The organism is Streptomyces sp. A0592, assembly GCF_004795115.1.
GTDB classification, from domain to species: domain Bacteria; phylum Actinomycetota; class Actinomycetes; order Streptomycetales; family Streptomycetaceae; genus Streptomyces; species Streptomyces erythrochromogenes.
The window spans coordinates 307033-325712 of sequence record NZ_SSBM01000006.1 but is presented as its reverse complement, the minus strand read 5'-3'; the positions used below and the strand labels follow the sequence as shown (position 1 = coordinate 325712).

At 72.2% G+C, this 18680-nt stretch carries 19 protein-coding genes; 11 read left to right on the top strand and 8 right to left on the bottom strand.

Going from position 1 to position 18680, the window contains the following annotated elements:
* The first annotated feature begins 8 nt into the window (after positions 1-8).
* The 5 genes from E6U81_RS12475 (at position 9) to E6U81_RS12455 (ending at position 3676) form a co-directional block, all read left to right on the top strand.
* Positions 9-980 (top strand): acyl-ACP desaturase, encoded by a 972-nt coding sequence (locus E6U81_RS12475; protein WP_136230138.1) that lies wholly within the window; start codon positions 9-11, stop codon positions 978-980.
* A gap of 72 nt (positions 981-1052) precedes the next feature.
* On the top strand, positions 1053-1355 hold the full coding sequence (locus E6U81_RS12470) for a hypothetical protein (protein ID WP_136230137.1): 303 nt from the start codon (positions 1053-1055) through the stop codon (positions 1353-1355).
* A complete protein-coding gene (locus E6U81_RS12465; protein WP_136230136.1) occupies positions 1348-2481 on the top strand; it encodes a hypothetical protein in 1134 nt (377 codons plus the stop codon). The genes E6U81_RS12470 and E6U81_RS12465 overlap by 8 nt, the downstream gene beginning before the upstream one ends.
* Complete coding sequence (locus E6U81_RS12460; RefSeq protein WP_136230135.1) at positions 2478-3098, top strand: hypothetical protein; 621 nt, start codon at positions 2478-2480, stop codon at positions 3096-3098. The genes E6U81_RS12465 and E6U81_RS12460 overlap by 4 nt, the downstream gene beginning before the upstream one ends.
* A 149-nt stretch (positions 3099-3247) precedes the next feature.
* Positions 3248-3676, top strand: coding sequence for a hypothetical protein (locus tag E6U81_RS12455; protein ID WP_136230134.1), 429 nt, complete (start codon positions 3248-3250; stop codon positions 3674-3676).
* Between the two features lies 1 nt (position 3677).
* Here E6U81_RS12455 and E6U81_RS12450 read toward each other — a convergent pair whose 3' ends face one another.
* Positions 3678-3929 (bottom strand): WhiB family transcriptional regulator, encoded by a 252-nt coding sequence (locus E6U81_RS12450; RefSeq protein WP_136230133.1) that lies wholly within the window; start codon positions 3927-3929, stop codon positions 3678-3680.
* A gap of 144 nt (positions 3930-4073) precedes the next feature.
* Between E6U81_RS12450 and E6U81_RS12445 the strand changes: the two genes are divergently transcribed.
* Complete coding sequence (locus tag E6U81_RS12445; protein WP_136230132.1) at positions 4074-5303, top strand: hypothetical protein; 1230 nt, start codon at positions 4074-4076, stop codon at positions 5301-5303.
* Positions 5304-5326: 23 nt separating this feature from the next.
* Here E6U81_RS12445 and ligD read toward each other — a convergent pair whose 3' ends face one another.
* On the bottom strand, positions 5327-6346 hold the full coding sequence (gene ligD / locus E6U81_RS12440) for a non-homologous end-joining DNA ligase (protein ID WP_136230131.1): 1020 nt from the start codon (positions 6344-6346) through the stop codon (positions 5327-5329).
* A 75-nt stretch (positions 6347-6421) separates the two neighbouring features.
* On the opposite strand from ligD, the gene E6U81_RS12435 reads away from it, so the two are divergent.
* Positions 6422-7489 carry an ATP-dependent DNA ligase gene (locus E6U81_RS12435; protein ID WP_136230130.1) on the top strand — a complete coding sequence of 356 codons (1068 nt, stop codon included), beginning with the start codon at positions 6422-6424 and terminating at the stop codon, positions 7487-7489.
* A gap of 69 nt (positions 7490-7558) precedes the next feature.
* Here E6U81_RS12435 and E6U81_RS12430 read toward each other — a convergent pair whose 3' ends face one another.
* Together E6U81_RS12430 and E6U81_RS12425 are read right to left on the bottom strand one after the other, a co-directional pair.
* Entirely contained in the window at positions 7559-9010 is a 1452-nt protein-coding gene (locus tag E6U81_RS12430; RefSeq protein WP_136230129.1) for an NAD(P)-binding protein, read from the bottom strand.
* A 184-nt stretch (positions 9011-9194) separates the two neighbouring features.
* Positions 9195-10199: an NAD(P)/FAD-dependent oxidoreductase gene (locus tag E6U81_RS12425; RefSeq protein WP_136230128.1), complete on the bottom strand. Its 1005-nt coding sequence runs from the start codon at positions 10197-10199 to the stop codon at positions 9195-9197.
* A gap of 66 nt (positions 10200-10265) precedes the next feature.
* Here E6U81_RS12425 and E6U81_RS12420 point away from each other — a divergent pair, with 66 nt between their 5' ends.
* The 4 genes from E6U81_RS12420 to E6U81_RS12405 are packed head-to-tail and all read left to right on the top strand — an operon-like array spanning position 10266 to position 13285.
* Positions 10266-10883, top strand: coding sequence for an XRE family transcriptional regulator (locus E6U81_RS12420; RefSeq protein ID WP_136230127.1), 618 nt, complete (start codon positions 10266-10268; stop codon positions 10881-10883).
* A complete protein-coding gene (locus E6U81_RS12415) occupies positions 10880-11392 on the top strand; it encodes an NUDIX hydrolase (RefSeq protein WP_136230126.1) in 513 nt (170 codons plus the stop codon). The genes E6U81_RS12420 and E6U81_RS12415 overlap by 4 nt, the downstream gene beginning before the upstream one ends.
* Before the next feature lie 38 nt (positions 11393-11430).
* Positions 11431-12822 carry a beta-lactamase family protein gene (locus E6U81_RS12410; protein ID WP_240803776.1) on the top strand — a complete coding sequence of 464 codons (1392 nt, stop codon included), beginning with the start codon at positions 11431-11433 and terminating at the stop codon, positions 12820-12822.
* Positions 12823-12877: 55 nt separating this feature from the next.
* Complete coding sequence (locus E6U81_RS12405) at positions 12878-13285, top strand: ferrous iron transport protein A (protein WP_136230125.1); 408 nt, start codon at positions 12878-12880, stop codon at positions 13283-13285.
* On the opposite strand, the gene E6U81_RS12400 is transcribed toward E6U81_RS12405, so the two are convergent.
* From E6U81_RS12400 to E6U81_RS12385, 4 genes are all read right to left on the bottom strand, one after another.
* Complete coding sequence (locus E6U81_RS12400; protein ID WP_136230124.1) at positions 13278-13943, bottom strand: GPP34 family phosphoprotein; 666 nt, start codon at positions 13941-13943, stop codon at positions 13278-13280. The two genes, E6U81_RS12405 and E6U81_RS12400, sit on opposite strands and share 8 nt — an antisense overlap.
* A 97-nt stretch (positions 13944-14040) precedes the next feature.
* Complete coding sequence (locus E6U81_RS12395) at positions 14041-16137, bottom strand: MDR family MFS transporter (protein ID WP_136230123.1); 2097 nt, start codon at positions 16135-16137, stop codon at positions 14041-14043.
* Between the two features lie 73 nt (positions 16138-16210).
* A complete protein-coding gene (locus E6U81_RS12390) occupies positions 16211-17566 on the bottom strand; it encodes a 6-phospho-beta-glucosidase (protein WP_136230122.1) in 1356 nt (451 codons plus the stop codon).
* Between the two features lie 132 nt (positions 17567-17698).
* Positions 17699-18571, bottom strand: a complete 873-nt coding sequence (locus E6U81_RS12385; RefSeq protein WP_136230121.1) for a helix-turn-helix domain-containing protein — start codon at positions 18569-18571, stop codon at positions 17699-17701.
* Between the last annotated feature and the right edge of the window lie 109 nt (positions 18572-18680).

Sequence of the window (18680 nt, the reverse complement as noted above, 5' to 3'; positions counted from 1 at the left end):
GAGTACCCGTGACGATCACCTCTCCCCACCTCGGCAGCTCGGAGGCGTGGACCGACGCCAAGCTGCTGTACGCGCTGGAAGAGGTGGTCGAAAAGGAGCTCAACCGCCATTTGAAGGTCACCAAGGACTGGATGCCCCACGAGTACGTTCCGTGGAGCGACGGCCGGAACTTCCCGGGCTTCTTCGAGGACGGCGAGGCCTGGGACCCGGAGCAGTCCAAGGTCACCGACATCGGCAAGATCGCGCTGGTCGTGAACCTGCTGACCGAGGACAACCTCCCCAGCTACCACCACGAGATCGCGTCGCTCTTCGGCCGCAACGGCGCCTGGGGCACCTGGGTGCACCGCTGGACGGCCGAGGAGGGCCGCCACGGCATCGTGATGCGCGACTACCTGCTGGCCTCGCGCGCCGTGGACCCGGACAAGCTGGAAGCGTTCCGGATGCAGCACATGTCGGAGGGCTTCGAGTCCGACAACCGCCACTCCATGCTCCACTCGGTGGCGTACGTGGCCTTCCAGGAGCTCGCCACGCGCATCTCCCACCGCAACACCGGCCACCAGTCCGGTGACCCGGTCTGCGACCGCATGCTGGCACGCATCGCGCAGGACGAGAACCTGCACATGGTCTTCTACCGCAACCTGCTGGGCGCGGCCTTCGAGCTCGCCCCGGACCTGACCATGCAGGCGGTACGGGACGTCGTCGTCAACTTCCGGATGCCCGGACACGGCATGCCGGGCTTCGAGCGCATGGCCGCGCAGATGGCCATCGGCGGCGTCTACAACCTGCGGATCCACCATGACGACGTGCTGTCGCCGGTCCTCCGCTTCCTCAAGGTCATGGACATCGCCGACCTCGGCCCGGAGGGCCAGAAGGCCCAGGACGAGCTCGGCCTGTTCATGAACGGCCTGAACTCCGAGGCCACGAAGTTCGACGAGAAGCTGGCCGCCCGCGCCGCGCGCCTCGCGGCCCGCAAGGGCTGACCGATTTCCGCCCGCTCGGGCGGGTGACGCCGATTGCCCTGGCAGAGCCGTGCTCTGCCAGGGTTTCGCGTCATGACGTCACTCCAGGTGGACATCGACCAGCTGACCCGCTTGACCCGCGCCCTGGACTCCTCGCTGAGCTCCCTGCGGGAAGCCCGTCGGGCCCTGGACCACGTACGGCCCGACGAGCTGGGCACGGCGGATCTCGATGCGGCCTGCGACGGCTTCCAGGAACGGTGGGCCCACGGCACCCGGGAGCTGACCAAGCGCGTCAAGGCCGTACGGGAGGGCGTGGACCGCAGCGCGGCGGAGTACGCGGAGCTGGAACAGGCCATCCGTGCGGCCTTCCTCCGCGCGGCGGCCGCCCATGGCTGAGCACCCGGCACTGGGCTTCGACCCGGCCCCCGGAAATCCGGCCGCGGTCCTGGCGCTGACCAAAAAGCTCGGCGCGTCGGCGAAGTCGCTGGACGAGGCCTCCCGCGTGGTGACGGACCTCGTCTCGCACAGCTCGTCCTGGCAGGGCGAGGCGGCGACCGCCTTCCGGGCCTCCCTCTCCCGGGACCTCCCCCGCTACCTGGCCTCGGCCCACACCTCCCTGGCGGAGGCCGCCCGCCGGCTCACCGGCTGGCACGACACCCTGGTCGCGCACCGCGAGCTGGCCGCAGCCTACGAGGCCCGGGCCGCGGCGGCGAAGACCGAGGAGGCCCTCACCGACACCCGCCGCCTGGCCCGCGAACTCGCCGCCGAACACGCGGCGGCGGCCCGCCGCGTGGCCGCGACGCTGAACGCCGCGACGGACAAACTGGCCCCGAAGGAACCGGGCCTCCTGGCCTCGATCTGGCGCAAGATCACCGAAGACCCGGCAGACGCCCTCTCCAACGCCTCGGCGATCCTGGGCGCAATCGGCGCCGGCGTAGCCCTGTTCTTCCCCCCGGCGGGGCTCGCCATCATGCTGGTGGGCAGCGGCCTGTCCTTGGCGGCCCTGGCCATGCACACCTCGGACCCGAAGTTCCGCAAGTCCCTGACGGACGGCTTCACCAAAGGCCAGTTCGACGCGGACTTCTGGAAGAGCAGCGTGACCCTCCTCGGAGACACCGCAGGATCCGTCCCCGGCGTGGCGGCAGTCGCCTCCGGCGCCAAGGCCGGCACGGCGGCCGCCCGCGCGGCCATGGCAGCCGCACCCGAGGCCAGCGCCCTGACAGGTCTCGCACCGGGCGCCACGGCCTTCCGGCAAGCGGCGTGGTCCACGGCCGATGATGTGCGCCAGGTCGAAAGCCCACTCACGGGGTGGGCATTGCGGACCTCGACTCAGGAGACACGCGACCGGGTAGGTGCGGTCGTCGCTGCTACAGGAGCGGTGACTGCTGGGTCCGACTACGGGACGGACAACGAGGCTGTGGAACACGGCTCCACAGCGGTGGACGGCACCCGTGGGGTCCTCGACGACGCCCCCACAGCAATCAAGAGGACCGGCCACGCCTGGTCGGTGTTGAGGCCATGACACAGCAGATCTCCGCACCGCCGGTCTGGTTCCGCCTGCCTCCCGGATTTCATGACGTGAGCCCCGGCGACAGGGCGGCACTGGACGCGTTCGCCGAGGCCCTGGGTAGCGCCGCTGCCCATCGGGAACTGTGCCAACTCATGGACGGCCTCGACGAACTCGCCAGCCACAACGTCGTGCACACCGCTATCGGCTTTCACCCGGAGGAGCCGGTCGGCGTCGCAACGTCGTTGTTCTCCTTAATCGTGCGGCAGGCCGGTCAACCCAACCCCCGGCTTACCGTGGCACGTACAGCTTTGGCGATCGCACGCTCGCCACACTGGACCAACTCCATCCGCCGGTTCATCGATCTGCCTTCCAAGCTTCCCTGCTGCCTGGTTGCGGGCACCATTTCCGTGCCCGCCGTGGAGCATCGTCTGTTTCAGGCCAGAGTTGCGACTGTGCACCCGGACGGTCTCCACCTGCTGATCTTCGATCTCACCAGCGCCTCGACACAGCACGCTGAGGCTTACACGGACATCCTTGAGGCTGTCACTCACACAGCCCTCTTCTCCGACCCGGAGGTAGGTGCGCCGAAGGCAGACGGGACCTCACGCATCCTGGAGGTACTGCTGTGAGCCCGTCGCTCACCAAAGTGGCCTGGGACCACCCGCCCACAGCAGTCGGCTACAGGAGGTTGGCCGTCCGCCGTCTCGGGTGGGTGCTCAGTCTGGGCGGCCCTCCGCTGGTGGCCTTGGCCTGCATCAATCGCGTCCCCCATGCAGGCATGGCCTTTGCTCTGATCACCCTGCTCGTCGTGCCCTACCTACCCTGGGTGATCATCGCGTACGTCAGGCGCCATCGGGTCAAGGCCGTACTGCGGTCCTACCCCTGGTGCGAGTGGCCGTGCCGGCACCCGATCCGCCCGCCGGGGAGCCCGGCGACGATCGTGATTCCTTTTCGGGAGGACTTCACGGCCACGCTGCGGATCCTGCCGTTCCCCATTGCGCTCGCGCAGTTGGAGAACGATCACCCGGACCGGATCTGGTTCGCGGGCGACCCCCGCTTCGGGGGAGTCGTGTCGCCCGTCGGGGGGCATTACCCCGTGCGGGTCGTGCCCCACACGCCGCGGCGCGAGGAGTGTGGTGGCGAGGGGTTCGACCTCGCGCGGCGGGTGGGGTTGGTCCGTGCCAGCGGGAAGGCCACGCGGACCTGAGTCAGCGGCGGCGGGGGCGCAAGGCGAGGCGCTCCGCCTCCGAAAGGCCGCCCCAGACCCCGAATCGCTCGTCGTTGGCCAGTGCGTACTCCAGGCACGCCACCCGCCCCTCGCACGCCCCGCACAGCCGCTTCGCATCGCGCAATGAGGAGCCCGGCTCCGGGAAGAAGAAGCCCGGGCCGGTCTGGGCGCACAGGGCGAGTTCGTACCAGGCGGAGGTGTCGGTGGTTGCGGTAGAGGTGTTCGTAGACATGCCGCCGATACTGGTCAGCGCGGATGGACGTCCGCTATACGCCCGATCAACATGACGTACGCGGCGGCTTCCAGAGCATCGCATCCCCCGCCGACAACGGCCCTCCCCCGAGTAGGTGGTGAACGTGCGGCAGGATGCGGGCACATGATGCTCTTGTCGCGCTTCGACTTACCGGGACAGATATGGTCCGTCGCCACCCAGCACCCTTCCGGCCCCCTGTACACGACCACCTACGGGGCGAATCCCCTGGAGACGGTCGTCTCGTCCGTCGATCTGGCGGGGCAGGTCCGGTGGCAGCGGGCGTACCCGGGCACCGGACGCCCCCGGTCCCGGCTGTCGCCGGGCGGCACGCTCTGGCTCGCCCGACCGGCGGACGGCGGCGGCCGGACGCTGGAGGGCATCCTCCCCGACGGTTCCGTGGACCGGTCCGTCCCCCTGCCCTGCCGGGCTGGAGAGGAGGTGGCAGCCTTCGTCGTGCTCGGCGTCGGATTCTGCGTCAGTTGGGCCGGCGCCGCCCCGATGCTCCTCGCACCGGGCGTGCGTCCGTCGCGTGTGCCCCGTGTCGCCCGGTACAGCAGGGAGGGACGCTGTCTGTGGTCGACGCCGATCGACCTCGGCCCGGTCTCGCACCCCGGCCTGCTCGAGATGAGCGCGGAGACCGGCTGGGAGGTGCGGACGGCGGCGCCGCGGCCGCCGTCGTGGGTGGAGGCCTCCCGATGGGGGCCGCTGCTGGTGTCCGGCGACCGGGTCGCTGCCGGTTTCGCCGATGGCCGGAGCGGTGTCGGGCGGACCTTCTTCCTGGACCTGGTGAGCGGTGCCCTCGTCGCCGTCACGGACCCCGCGCCGTCGAGCCGCAATGCGATCGCAGGTCCTGGTGCCTTCCTGGTCGGCGCCCTGGGATACGGTGCGTGCGCCATGCGCCGTTTCGGCCGCGACGGAACGGAGAGCGCCCGGTGGGACTGCAACGGGGCGATGACCGTGGACGGGCTCGGCGCCGTGCGCGGCCCCGCGCGGTCGGCCACCCCGTCGGGCACGTCGCGATTGCGTCGACTGACCGCCTTGAACGACCTGGTGGACGGCCCGCATTTGACCGACCACCACACCTCTCATCCGGCGGTGGACACCAACGGCACCACGGTGTTCTGGCATGGCGGAAAACTGCTGGCTGTCGATTCGGACATGGCCATGAGCGAGTTGTTCGTGTCGGACGACGACAGGCGCGTGCTGGGACGCACGCTCCTGCTCGACGGAGGCCGCGTCGTCCAGTCCTTGGGCAGCGAGATCCTCGTCCTCCGGACGGATCTGGCCGCCCTGGCCGACGGCCCGTGGCCGTGCGGCGACGCGAACCTGCTGGGCAATCCCGTGCTGGAGTGACCGGGCCCGGTGGATGGGCGGGGTCAGTCCTTGTGCTTGGCGCGGCTGGGCTGGACGCGTTTGGGTTCGCCCGGCATCTTCGGGTAGTCCGGGGGGTACGGCATGTCGCCCAGGTCGCGTTCGTGTTCGTCGCGGGCCGCGAGTTCCAGAACGGCGTCCAGGGTGAATGCGTGGTCTTCCATGTCCGCGTGCACGTCGCCCAGTTCCGCGAAGCGGGCCGGCATCGTCACGATGTCGAAGTCCCGCGGCTCGGCGTCGTCCACCTCGTCCCAGCGCAGCGGCGCCGAGACCGGGGCGTGCGGGCGGGGGCGGACCGAGTAGGCGGAGGCGATCGTGCGGTCCCGCGCCGTCTGGTTGTAGTCGACGAAGATGCGCTCGCCGCGTTCCTCCTTCCACCAGGCCGTCGTGACCTTGCCCGGCATGCGGCGTTCCAGTTCGCGGCCGAGGGCGATGGCGCACCGGCGGACCTCGGTGAAGGTCCAGCGCGGCTCGATCGGGACGAAGACGTGCAGTCCCCGGCCGCCGGAGGTCTTCGGCCAGCCGCGCAGGCCCAGCTCCTCCAGCAGGGCGCGCAGCTGGTGGGCGGCGGCCACGGCGTGGTGGTAGTCGGTGCCCGGCTGGGGGTCCAGGTCGATGCGCAGTTCGTCGGGCCGGTCGGTGTCCTCACGGCGCACGGGCCAGGGGTGGAAGGTGAGGCAGCCCAAGTTGGCCGCCCACAGGACGGCGGCGGGCTCGGTCGGGCAGATTTCGTCGGCCGTACGGCCGCTCGGGAAGGCGATGTGGGCGGTCGGGATCCAGTCGGGGAGGTTCTTCGGGGCCCGCTTCTGGAAGAAGGACTCGCCCTCCACCCCGTCGGGATAGCGCTCCAGGGTCGTCGGCCGGTCGCGGAGGGCGCGGAGGATGCCGTCCGCGACGGCCAGGTAGTACTCGGCGACGTGCCTCTTGGTGAGCCCGCGCTCCGGGAAGTAGACCTTGTCCGGATTGGACAGCCGTACCGTCCGCCCGGCCGCCTCCAGCTCGATCGCATTGCCAGCAGCACCCATGTCGGCCACCGTAGGCGGCGCGGACCGCGGGCGCATACCGGGCGGGTCCGGACGTACCACCGCAGAATCGAGGGCATGGATCTGCCAGTGATGCCTCCGGTCAAACCGATGCTCGCCAAGTCGGTCGCGAAGATCCCCGCCGGCATGCAGTACGAGGCCAAGTGGGACGGCTTCCGGGCGGTCGTGCATCGCGACGGCGACGAGGTCGAGGTGGGCAGCCGCACGGGTAAGTCCTTGACCAGGTACTTTCCCGAGCTGGTGGAGGCGCTGAAGGCGAATCTGCCCGTCCGCTGCGTCGTGGACGGCGAGATCGTGATCGTCCACGACGGACGTCTGGACTTCGACCGGCTGACCGAGCGAATCCACCCCGCGCAGTCCCGTGTCGCCCTTCTGGCCGAGACGACCCCCGCCAGCTTCATCGCCTTCGACCTGCTCGCCCTCGGCGACGAGGCCCTCCTCGACGCCCCGCTCACCGACCGCCGTTCCGCCCTGGCCAGCTCCCTCTCCACTGCACGGCCCCCCGTCCACCTCGCGCCCGCGACCACCGACCCCGCGCTCGCGCAGGAGTGGTTCGAGCGGTTCGAGGGCGCCGGGCTCGACGGGGTGATCGCCAAACCGCTCGATCTCCCCTACCGGCCCGATGCCCGCCTCATGTACAAGATCAAGCACGAACGTACCGCCGACGTCGTCGTCGCCGGATTCCGTTTCCACAAGAGCGGTCCGATTGTCGGATCGCTCCTGCTCGGCCTGCACGACGATCGGGGCGTGCTCCAGCACGTGGGCGTCTGCGCGGCCTTCCCGATGAAGCGCCGGGCCGAGCTGGTGGAGGAGCTGGAACCGCTGCGGATGCCCGACCCGACCGGCCACCCGTGGGCCGCCTGGGCCGAGGAGTCCGCCCACGAGAGCGCCCGGCTCCCCGGCGCACAGAGCCGCTGGACCGGCAAGAAGGACCTCTCGTGGGTGCCGCTGCGCCCGGAGCGCGTCGTCGAGGTCGCGTACGACCACATGGAGGGGGACCGCTTCCGGCACACCGCGCAGTTCCGGCGCTGGCGGACCGACCGGACGCCTGAGAGCTGCACCTACGCCCAGCTGGAGGAGGTCGTGGGCTACGACCTCGCCGAGGTGCTCGGGCAGGCCGGCTGATGCCTGGCGGCGCGGTCCGCCCGGTGCGCCCAGTCCGCCCGGTGCCCCCGGTCCGTCCGGTGCGCGCCGTCAGCCCGCCGTGAGCTTCTCCCACTCCTCCCGGTCCGGCCCCACCTCGTTCGGCGCGTAGTCCGGCCGCGCCGCCAGCCAGCGCGCCACCCGGGCCCGGACGTCCGGGTCCGCGTACGCCCGCTCCGGCGGCTCCGCCAGGTGCCGGACCCGCGCCCGCGCCCGCATCACCTCGGGGTCCTCCAGCGCGCAGTCGAACAGCGCGGCCACCTCCCGGGCCGTCCCCGTACGCCCCGCCCGCGTCGCGAAGCGCTCGCCGATGGCCGCGTCGGCGACCACCTGGAAGTCGAACCACGGCTTGAGGGTCCGCACCGCCCACTCGTGGTGGTCCACGGCGAACCGGTCCGAGCCAGGTTCCCGGTGCGCCGTACGGGCGACCCTGCGCGCCGCCCACAGCGCGAGGGAGGTGCCCTGCCCGAGGGTCGGGTTGGTGTGCGTGATCGAGTCTCCGACCGGCACCAGGCCGCTCACCACGGGACCGTGCTCGTCCACGAGCGCGCTCCAGCGGTTGTCCAGGCCGGCCGTGGCCAGTACGCCCGACAGGGGCTCGGCGCCGAGTGCCAGCCAGGCCTCGCCGGGCGGGAAGGAACGCGCCGCCCGCTCGAAGACCGCGGGATCGCGCAGCGCCGAGCGCGTGGTGTCCGCGGTGTGCACGAACAGCGTCACGGCGAAGACCCTGTTGTCGGCGGGGAAGACCGCGCACCCGGCGAAGGCGCCGCCGGTCACCGCCCAGGGCCGCCGCGGCCCCTCGTCCATCCCCTCGGGCAACCGGTACCAGCGGCAGAAGTACGCGAGCCCCGTGCGGTGCCGTTCCACGACGGGCGGGCGGCAGCCCACGGCGCCGAGCCTGCGCTCGATGCCGCCGCGGCGGCCGCCCGCGTCCACGACGAGGTCCCCCTGGTAGCCCCCCGCCTCCGTGGTCACCCCCGTCACCCGGACCCTGTCGGCCCCACCAGAGTCCGCCCCGCCGGATTCCGCCCCGGCCGAGTCGGGCGGGACCGTCCCGGCGTGCGACACGGCGGTGAGCCCCGTGACCGGCTCCCCGTGGCGGACGACCACTCCGGGCTCCGCGCGCAGCGCCGTCGCCAGCGCGCTCTCCAGCACGATGCGCCGGGCCTGGAGCATCACGAGGTCCTCGTCCCCGGGCAGCTCCGGCGGCCGTACCTCGAACCAGTCCAGCTCGTGCCGCTCGCGCGCGCCGAGCCGGAGCATCTCCGCGTACACGTCGGGCAGATCGTCCCGCAGGACGTTGCGGGCGGCTCCCAGCAGCGCGTGCGGCTGGACCGCCTGCGGTACCGTCGGCCGCCGCCAGCCGAAGAAGTCGCGGTCGAGGGCGGTACCGGGGGCGCGCGTGTCGCGCTCGAACAGCTCCGCCGTGTGTCCGCGCCGCGCCGTGAGCAGGGCGGTGGCGAGGCCGCCCACGCCGCCGCCGATGACCAGCACATGTGCCATGGAACGTCCCCCCGAACCGTTGGACCGTACGACGATCACACCGCTCAGAGCCTGCACGTACCGGGGCAGGCCGAAACCCGCACACATGTCCGGCGCGCCGCTGCCCGGCCGTGGTCCGCGCGACCCGGGGCGGCCGGGCCCGTACGGTCGGCCGCGGCCCGCGAGGTCGGCCGCGGCCGTACGGTCAGCCGCGGCCCGCGCCCTCCCCCGCGGGTGCCGCCGCGCCCGCGCGACGCGCCTCCACCGCCCGCCGGGTCTGCTCCTCGATCAGGTCGGCGTTGATGGCCGCGGCCGCCTGCGCGCCCTGGGCGGCCGCCCCCGCGACCTTCTCCAGCGGCGCGGTCACGTTGCCCGCCGCCCAGACCCCGCGGAGCGCGGTGGCCCCGGTGGCCGGATCGGATTCGACGCAGCGGCCGATCACGTGGCCGTCCCGCGTCATGTCCGCGGTCGGCAGGCCCAGGCTCGTCAGGACCCCGGAACGGGCGGTGAACCGCGGGGCCACCACCAGCGCCCGGCACTCCACCGTCGCCCCGCCGGCCAGGCTCACCCCGGTCAGCCGGTCGTCCTCGACCGCCAGGCCGGTCACCTCGCCCTCGACGACCGGGATCCCGAGGGCCGCCAGCAGCTCCCGGTCCCCCTCCCCCAGCGGCCAGGTGTGCGCCAGCAGTGTGGTCCGCTCGCACCAGTGCCGCCACATCTGCGCCTGGTGCACGGCCATCGGGCCGTCGGCGAGCACCGCGACGGGCCCGTCCCCCACCTCCCAGCCGTGGCAGTACGGGCAGTGCAGCACGTCCTGCCCCCAGCGCTCCCCGAGCCCCGGCACCGCCGGCAGCTCGTCCACCAGGCCGGTGGCGACCAGCAGGCGCCCCGCCCGCACGGTCGAGCCGTCCCCGCAGCGGACCAGGAAACTCCCGTCGGGCAGCCGGTCCGCGGCGACGGCCGTGCCCGGCCGGATCCGGCCGCCGTAGCCCTCCACCTCCGCGCGCCCCCTGGCGAGCAGCTCGGCCGGGCTCGCACCGTCCAGGCCGAGGTAGCCGTGCATGTGCGCCGCCGGGGCGTTGCGCGGGCTGCCGGAGTCGATCACCAGCACCGAACGGCGGGCCCGGACCAGGGTGAGCGCCCCGGCCAGTCCTGCCGCACCGCCACCGACGACGACCACGTCGAACGAGTCTTCCCTTGCGTTGTCCATGTCTGCGAGGGTCTGCCCGAATGCGCCATTTGACAAATGTTCTTGCCGAAGCAGCAAAATGGAGTCATGGCCCCGGAGAAGCAGGACGAGGAACTCGCCGACGTGCTCACCGCCGTGGGCCCGCGGCTGCGGGCCCTGCGCCGACAGCGCGGCACCACGCTGGCCCAGCTGAGCGAGACCACCGGCATTTCGCTCTCCACGCTCTCCCGGCTGGAGTCCGGGCAGCGCAGGCCGACGCTGGAGCTGCTGCTCCCGCTGGCCAAGGCGCACCGGGTGGCGCTGGACGAGCTGGTCGGCGCACCGGAGACCGGGGACCCGCGGATCCGCCCGCGCCCCTTCGTCCGGCACGGCCACACCTACGTACCGCTGACCCGCAACTTCGGCGGGGTGCACGCCTTCAAGCAGATCCTGCCGCCCGTGGAGGATCCGCCGCCCGTACCCGAGCTGAAGGTCCACGAAGGCTACGAGTGGCTGTACGTGCTGTCCGGGCGGGTCCGGCTGCTGCTCGGGGAACACGACCTCGTGCTCGGGCCCGGAGAGGCAGCCGAGTTCGACACGCGCACGCCGCACGCCTTCTGCAACGCCGGTCCGCAGCCTGCCGAGTTCCTCAGCCTCTTCGGGCCCCAGGGCGAGCGGATCCATGTCCGCGCCCGGCCCACCACTCCTTCGGAAGGACGTCCATGACCACCACCGGTGCGGAACCCCCCGAGCGCCCCGAACGCCCCGAGCGGGCCGTTCCGCAGCCGAACGCCGTCGTCGGCGTGGGCCTCGTCGTCATCGGCCGGGACGGCCGGGTACTGCTCGGACAGGCGCACGACGGCCGCTGGGAGCTGCCCGGCGGCAAGGTCGACCCCGGAGAGGGCTTCGAGCAGGCCGCAGCCCGGGAGCTCGCCGAGGAGACCGACCTGCGGGTGGCCCCCGAGGGCGTGCGTGTCCTGTCCGTCCAGATCGACGCGAAGTCCGGCCTGACCCGGCTGACGGCGGCCGCGGTCACCACCACCGCGGAGGGCGTGCCCGCCGTCACCGAGCCCCACAAGATCGCCCGCTGGGAGTGGTTCGCGCCCGCCGAGATCCCGTCGGCGCTGTACGCCCCCTCGGCGGCGGTGCTCCGCACCTGGCGCCCCGGCCTCACGCAACTGCCGCACGTCCCCTCGTACGACTACCCGACGGCGGGCCCGGCTCCGAGCACCTGAGGAGCCCCCGCCAGCCCTCAGCTGGTAAAATGGGCGAATTGTCCGGTCATTTCATCGTCGAGCACGAGGACCGTGACGTCGGCATGAGGAAACCACGAGCAGTCGCCCGCCGCACCCTTCTGCTGACGCCGTGCGCGGTCCTGCTCGTGGCAGGGCTCGCGCTGCCCCCGGAGCCAGGCTCCGGTTCCGGTTCCGGCTCCGACGCCCCGGCACTGTCCGACGCGCGCACCGCGTCGCGCTCCACCTCGGCGGCGACGGCCGGCTCCCCCTCCCCGGACCCCAGCGGTTCGGCGCTGAAGCAGATCGATCCGGCCGCGCTCCAGGCCGCCGTGGAACGCGCGGCCGAGGCGCTGATGGTCCCCGGCGCCATGGTCCTGCTCCGCACCCCGCAGGGCACCTTCCGGGCGGGCGTCGGCACGACCGAGCTCGGCGCCGCCGACCCGCCCACCGCGGGCACCCACTTCCGGATCGCCTCCAACACCAAGACCCTGACGTCGGCTCTGGTCCTCCTCCTCGCCCAGGAGGGCCGGCTCCGGCTGACGGACCCGGTGTCCGACTACGTCCCCGGCGTGCCGAACGGGCGGAACATCACCGTCGCCCAGCTGCTCACGATGCGCAGCGGGCTCTACAACTACACCGACGCACCCGAGCTGTCGGCCTCGCTGGACGCCGAACCGGCCAAGGCCCGGACGCCGCAGGAGATGCTGGCGATCGCCTTCTCGCGTCCGCCGAACTTCCCGCCGGGCACGTCGTACGAGTACAGCAACACCAACTACGCGCTGTTGGGACTCGTCGCGGAGAAGGCGGGCGGGCAGCCGCTGGAACGGCAGTTCCAGGAGCGGCTGATCGGCCCGCTGGCCCTGAAGGGCACGTCCCTGCCGGGCATCCACGACACCTCCCTCCCGGCTCCCGCCTCGCACGGCTACATGTACGGCGGTACGGCCTACGCGCTGACCGACAAGCCGTATCCGACCGACGTCCGGAAGGCGGCCGAGTCCGGGAAGCTCAAGCCGCTGGACTACACCCACCAGAACCCTTCCTACGCGTACGCAGCGGGCGGCGCCCTCTCCACCGCCGAGGACCTGGCCACCTGGATACGCTCCCTGACGACGGGAAAGGTGCTGAACCCCGCCTTCCAGAAACTGTGGCTCGACAGCCCGCAGGCCGAAAACCCGGCCGCGCCGGAGGGGCAGAAGTACGGGTACGGCATCGCCTACCAGCGCTTCAGCCCGAAGGCGGCGATGTACTTCCACGGCGGCGAACTGCCGGGCTTCAACTCCTTCATGGGGCACGACCCGGACAACGACGTCACGCTCGTCGTCTGGACGAACCTCACCGTGTCACCCGACGGCCGGACGACGGCCAACAGCATGCTGCCGACCGTCCTCAACCAGGTCTACGCGGGCCTCTCCCTCCCCGGCGCCCACTGACCCGCACCGTTTGCCGGACCACTCCCTTCCGCCGTGGCGCGGGCAGGCTGGGCGCATGACAGACGCTTCCCCTCCTCCCCACACCCCTACGGATCCTCCCCACACCCCCACGGACGACCGCCGGGCGGTGGAGCACATTCTCGGCCGCCCCCTGGCGCAGTCCTGGCCGGTGGGTGCGCTGCCCCCGGGCAGCCGCGTCACCGTGGTCCGCGACCCGGACCGGGACGGCCCCTGGCAGGTCGAGTTCCTCGGAACGATCGACGCCATGGGGGCACCCGAACCCAACGACCACGCCCAGGCGCTCAGCGGCGAACTGCTGTACTGGGTCGCCTTCGACGCCCCCCAGTACGACAGCGACGGGCAGGGCCCCTACCGCAAGGCCCAGGTCTGGGGCCGCTGCCTGAGGCCGGAGCCGGATGCCGGACGGCCTGCATCCCCGGCGGGCCGGAAGCCGCTCAGCTGACGGCGACGACCGTGGCCGCCATGATCACCACCATGGCGGCCTGCATGTCGCGGACGGCCGCACGGACGCCCTCGGCCGCCCACTGGCCGTCGGCTATCTCCGCCATCCTCGGCTTCACCGAGGCGGGGCTGTGGTCGGGGAAGGCCAGGCGGTGCAGCTTCGCTCCGTGGAGCAGGGCGATGAGGCCCGCCGTGCGGTCGTCGGGCCGGACGTTCCCGAGAACCGCCGTGGCCAGCCGCTCCCGCAGGGCGCGCTCGACCGTGCCGTCGACCTCGGGGTAGCGCCGCTGGGGGAACACCCCCAGCACCTTGTGCACCTGCTCCGCCACCAGCCCGCGCTCGCCGAGGCGTTCCAGCACGGGGCCGGTCACCTTCATGTAGTCCTTCATCAGCCAGTCCGCCACCCGGCGCCGGCTGAGGCGGCGCAGCCAGGTCTCCATCAGCCGGAGCCGGTCGTCGAGCAGCGGCTCCCCGGTCGGCTCGGTGCTCCTGAGCTCCAGGTGCTTGCCCGAGATCGACACCCTTTCCGCCAGGACCAGTTCGAGCAGGATCGCCCCCGCCAGGGCCGGTGCCACCGACTGGCGCTGCCTCACCGCCCCGGACTCGTCGTCCAAGGACAGGAGCATGATCTCCTCGGCCAGCGTGATCGTGGTCCCCATGTGCGTCGCCCCCAGGTCGTCGTGCGTCTCGAAGGGAAGGACGACCGGAGCCCGCCGCAGAGTTCCGCACCGGCCCGCATGATCGACAGGGCATCCGCTAGTGCCGCACGACCACCTTCGGTGCGAAGCTCCCCTCGCCCAGGTCCTCGGCCAGCAGCCGCTTCGCGATCGCGTCCGCAGCGACCCGCAGTTCGGCGCTGCGCGGCCGGCCGCGGTCCTTCTCCAGTTCGTCGCCCAGCCACTTGCCCCACGCCGCCGAGATGACGTCGGCCTCCCGCTGCCCGGCGGGCGTGAGGCTGAAGAAGGCTTCGTCGCGGGCGAGGAAGCCCTCCTCCACCATCCGGTCGAACACCGGGAGCAGTACCTCCGGCGGCAGCGACCGCCGCCCGGCGACCAGGCCGATGCTGGAGTAGCCGATCGTCCTCGTCATCAGTTCCACCTGCATGACCGTCCACGCGCCCGCGATGTCCAGCCGGGTGTCGGAGGCCTCGACGATCTCCCGCGCCGTGTCCGCCCCCATGTTCCGTACGAGCTTGCCGACCGCCAGCTCCAGCAGCTTGGCCGAGTCGCCCGAGGCCGTGGCCGGCGAGCCGAAGCCGTCGCCCATGTCGGTGGATGCGGCCCGGGCGGTGTCGCGCAGCTTGACCTGCTTGAGGAAGAGCGCCACGACGAACCCGAACACCGCCACCGGCACGGTCCAGAGGAACACGGTCTGCAGGGCCTGCGCATAGGCCTCGATGACGGGTGCCGCGGCGGCCGGATCGAGCTTGTGCACGCCCTGCGGGGTCGAGGCGGCCCTGGCCAGCTCGGCCGGGTCCGTCCCGGTCGTCCTCGCCACGTCCCCGACCGCCTCCTCCAGGGCGGGTCCCAGCTGGTTGGCGTAGATGGTTCCGAAGACCGCCGTCCCGAAGGCGCTGCCGAGGGTGCGGAAGAAGGTGACCCCCGAGGTGGCCGTGCCGAGGTCGGCGTAGTCGACGGTGTTCTGCACGGCGATCGTCAACACCTGCATGGACAGGCCGATGCCGGTGCCGAGCACGAACATGTAGAGCGATTCCAGCAGGCTGTTGGTACCGGGCTCCATCCGCGACAGCAGGTACAGGCCGATGCCCATGACCGCATTGCCGACGATCGGGAAGATCCGGTAGTGGCCGGTCTTGCTGACGACGTTGCCGCTGAAGACGGAGGCGATCAGCAGACCGAAGACCATGGGCAGGGTCCGGACGCCCGAGATCGTGGCCGAGTCCCCGTCGACGTACTGCAGGTAGGTCGGCAGGAACGTCAGCGCGCCGAGCATCGCGAAGCCGACGACGAAGCTCAGCACGGAGCACACGGCGAAGACCGGGTTGCGGAAGAGCCGCATCGGGAGCATCGGCTCCGCGGCGCGCGTCTCGGTCAGGCAGAACAGCGCCAGCGCGATCGCGCCGCCCACGAACAGGCCGATGATCACGGGCGAGGTCCAGGCGTACTCGTTGCCGCCCCAGCTGGTGGCCAGGATCAGGGCGCTCGCGCCGATGGCCACCAGGGCGATGCCGAGGTAGTCGATGACCGGCTTGCCCGAGGCGCGTACCGCCGGGATCGTCCTGGCGGCCGCGATGACCACCAGGATGGCGATCGGGACGTTGACGTAGAAGCACCAGCGCCAGGTCAGCTGGTCGGTGAAGAAGCCGCCCAGCAGCGGACCGATCACGGTGGCGACGCCGAAGACCGCGCCGATCGCGCCCTGGTACTTGCCGCGTTCGCGCAGGGGCACGACGTCGGCGATCAGCGCCATCGCGGTGACCATCAGGCCGCCGGCGCCGACGCCCTGGACGCCGCGCCACACGATCAGGAACGTCATGTTGCTGGACAGGCCGCACAGGAAGGAGCCGCTGATGAAGACGATGGCGGAGATCTGGAAGATCAGTTTCCGGCCGAAGAGGTCACCGAACTTGCCCACCAGGACCGTCGCGACGGTCTCCGCGAGCAGGTAGGAGGTCACCACCCACGACATGTGGTCCCCGCCGCCCAGGTCCCCCACGATCGTGGGGAGGGCGGTTCCGACGATCGTCTGGTCGAGGGCCGCCAGCAGCACGCCCAGCATGATCGTGCCGAAGACGACGTTGCGCCGCCGCCGGTCGAGCACGGGGGGCGCCGCGGCTGCGGCGGGGGCAGTGGTCACATCTCGCACTCTCACAGCACGCCCGTCGCGCCGCATGCCGCACTGGGCCGTCGGAGGGACCCCCGAACGGGCCCCGCCCGCAGCCCGGCCCGGGGGCCGGCGGGGCGGTTCAGCGCAGGTGGGCCAGGCCCGGATGGGCCGTCGCGTAGCCGTCGACCAGCCGCCGGGCCACCGCCACCGAGTCCACCAGCGGGTGGAGCGCGAAGGCTTTCACGGCGTCCGCCCGCGCACCGCTCGAGGCCGCCGCCAGGATCTCGCGCTCCACGGCCTTGACGGCCGTCACCAACCCCACCGCGTGCAGCGGCAGCTGCTCGACGCCCATGGGGTGGGCGCCGTTCGCGTCCACCAGGCAGGGCACCTCGATGACCGCCTCGGCGTCCAGGACGGAGAGCGTCGAGCCGTTGCGGACGTTCAGGATCAGCGTGGCCCGCTCGTCCCGGGCGATGGCCCGCATCAGCGCGAGGGCCACCTTCTCGTAGCCCCCCGACTCCAGGTCGCTCTCGTCGCGCTCGCCCACGCCGGCCGCCTCGCGGTTCTCGGCCATGTACGTGGCCTCGCGCTCGGCCCGGGTCCGGTCCCAGGCGGCCAGAGCCGCACCGGCCGGCAGCCCGGCCCGGCCCGCCTCGGCGTAGAAGCCGCGCTGCTGTTCGCGCAGGAAGGCTCCGCGGGTCTGCTCGGCCTCCTGGTACGCCCGTACAGTGTCACGGTTGAAGTAGTAGTAGTGCAGGTACTCGTTGGGGATCGCGCCGAGCGAGCGGAGCCACTCGGCGCCGAAGAGGCGGCCTTCCTCGAAGGACTCCAGCGCCTCGGTGTCGGCCAGCAGCCGCGGCAGTTCGTCCCGCCCGCCGATGCGCAGGCCCCGCACCCAGCCCAGGTGGTTGAGGCCCACGTAGTCGATCCAGGCCTCCTGCGGCCGGGCGCCCAGCAGCCGGGCGACGCGCCGGCCGAGGCCCACGGGCGAGTCGCAGATGCCGATCACCCGGTCGCCGAGCTCCTCGGCCATGGCCTCGGTGACCAGGCCGGCCGGGTTGGTGAAGTTGATGACCCAGGCCTCGGGGGCCACCCGGGCGATCCTGCGGGCGATGCCACGGGCCACGGGGACGGTCCGCAGTCCGTACGCGATCCCGCCCGCGCCCACCGTCTCCTGGCCCAGGACGCCTTCGGCCAGGGCGACGCGCTCGTCGGCGGCGCGCCCTTCGAGACCGCCGACGCGGATGGCGGAGAAGACGAAGTCGGCCCCGCGCAGGGCCTCGTCGAGGTCCCGGGTGGCCGTGACGGCCGGGGCGTCGGGCACCGCGGCGGCCGCAGCCAGGTCCTCGAGGACCCGAGCCATGGCGGCGAGCCGCGCGGGGTCCTCGTCGTACAGCGTCACGTGGGACACCCGCCCCTCGGCGTGGTCCCCGAGCAGTGCTCCGTAGACGAGCGGTACCCGGAAGCCGCCTCCGCCGAGGATCGTCAGCCGCACGCCCCTACCGCCCTTCGCCAGTGCAGATGCCGGTTGGGACACCCGCCCGGATGCCGGTGCCACGATCGATGACACGATCGGTGGCACGGGACCTCCGGCGGGCGTCCGTCCGCACCAGTCTGCCCCGGTCGGTCACTCTCCCAGCGACGGCACGGCGCGCAGCCTGGCGCCCTGCTGGTGCGGGACGGCCGCGCCGCCCCGCACGGGACCGGTCGGCACGCCCAGCGGGCCGGACAGGATCAGGGTGATCCGGGTCAGCCCCATCTCGTCGAGCATGCGACTGGTCTCGGCCACCATCCGGCAGCGCACCAGGCCCCATCGCGGGTCGGGGTGGCGCACGGTGCGCACCGCCCCGTCCTGCTCGGCGGCCTCCGGCCCGCGCTTGCTCAGCCAGTGCGGGACGCCGTACCGGTAGGCCGCTTCCATGAACGGGTCACGGGCCACCTCCTGGCGGATGCTGCACAGCCCCTCGTCCTCCGGGGCTTCGGCCAGTGCCGCCGCGAACTGCGCGAGCAGCGGTACGCACCAGGCCGGTTCGTGGTCCTCCAGCACGGCCGCGGCGTCCGGGTGGAACAGCACGAAGCGCAGGAAGTTGTCGTCCGGCAGCGCCGTCGGGTGCGGCCGTACCGACTGGAAGAGCTGGTCGAAGGCCGAATTGGTGAGGGCGACGTCCCACCGGTGGTCCACCAGGAAGCTCGGGTACGGCACGGCTTCCATGAGGGCCGCGTAGTCGCACAGGTAGTCGCGCTGCGCCGGGTCCTCGGGGAGCCGGTTCTCGTCGGAGGCCCGCCACGTGGGCGGCGGGTCGCGGTCGACCATGACGCGGAACAGCCAGAAGCACTGGCGCTCGCTCATCTCCAGGGCCTCGGCCAGGGCGAGGAGTTTGCGGTCCGTCCACTCCTTGACCAGGCCGCGTTCCCAGTTGCCGTACGCGCGCACACTGATGCGGAGCCGGGCGGCGAGGTCCTCCTGGCTCAGCCCCAGCTCTTCGCGGCGCTGGCGCAAAATCTCCTTGCGTCGCTCCGACCGCACGGCACCGCGCGCGGACTCCTCGCCCGCCAGGCGTTCTTCACCGGCTCGGGCGAGTCCATCGGACGGGCCCACCGCTGCGAGA

Bases quoted from the DNA above. Each gene is read 5' to 3' on its own strand.
- E6U81_RS12470 (WP_136230137.1), top strand. From the start codon at position 1,053: ATGACGTCACTCCAGGTGGACATCGACCAGCTGACCCGCTTGACCCGC.
- E6U81_RS12465 (WP_136230136.1), top strand. From the start codon at position 1,348: ATGGCTGAGCACCCGGCACTGGGCTTCGACCCGGCCCCCGGAAATCCG.
- E6U81_RS12460 (WP_136230135.1), top strand. From the start codon at position 2,478: ATGACACAGCAGATCTCCGCACCGCCGGTCTGGTTCCGCCTGCCTCCC.
- E6U81_RS12455 (WP_136230134.1), top strand. From the start codon at position 3,248: ATGGCCTTTGCTCTGATCACCCTGCTCGTCGTGCCCTACCTACCCTGG.
- E6U81_RS12450 (WP_136230133.1), bottom strand. From the start codon at position 3,929: ATGTCTACGAACACCTCTACCGCAACCACCGACACCTCCGCCTGGTAC.
- E6U81_RS12445 (WP_136230132.1), top strand. From the start codon at position 4,074: ATGATGCTCTTGTCGCGCTTCGACTTACCGGGACAGATATGGTCCGTC.
- ligD (WP_136230131.1), bottom strand. From the start codon at position 6,346: ATGGGTGCTGCTGGCAATGCGATCGAGCTGGAGGCGGCCGGGCGGACG.
- E6U81_RS12435 (WP_136230130.1), top strand. From the start codon at position 6,422: ATGGATCTGCCAGTGATGCCTCCGGTCAAACCGATGCTCGCCAAGTCG.
- E6U81_RS12430 (WP_136230129.1), bottom strand. From the start codon at position 9,010: ATGGCACATGTGCTGGTCATCGGCGGCGGCGTGGGCGGCCTCGCCACC.
- E6U81_RS12425 (WP_136230128.1), bottom strand. From the start codon at position 10,199: ATGGACAACGCAAGGGAAGACTCGTTCGACGTGGTCGTCGTCGGTGGC.
- E6U81_RS12420 (WP_136230127.1), top strand. From the start codon at position 10,266: ATGGCCCCGGAGAAGCAGGACGAGGAACTCGCCGACGTGCTCACCGCC.
- E6U81_RS12415 (WP_136230126.1), top strand. From the start codon at position 10,880: ATGACCACCACCGGTGCGGAACCCCCCGAGCGCCCCGAACGCCCCGAG.
- E6U81_RS12405 (WP_136230125.1), top strand. From the start codon at position 12,878: ATGACAGACGCTTCCCCTCCTCCCCACACCCCTACGGATCCTCCCCAC.
- E6U81_RS12400 (WP_136230124.1), bottom strand. From the start codon at position 13,943: ATGGGGACCACGATCACGCTGGCCGAGGAGATCATGCTCCTGTCCTTG.
- E6U81_RS12395 (WP_136230123.1), bottom strand. From the start codon at position 16,137: ATGCGGCGCGACGGGCGTGCTGTGAGAGTGCGAGATGTGACCACTGCC.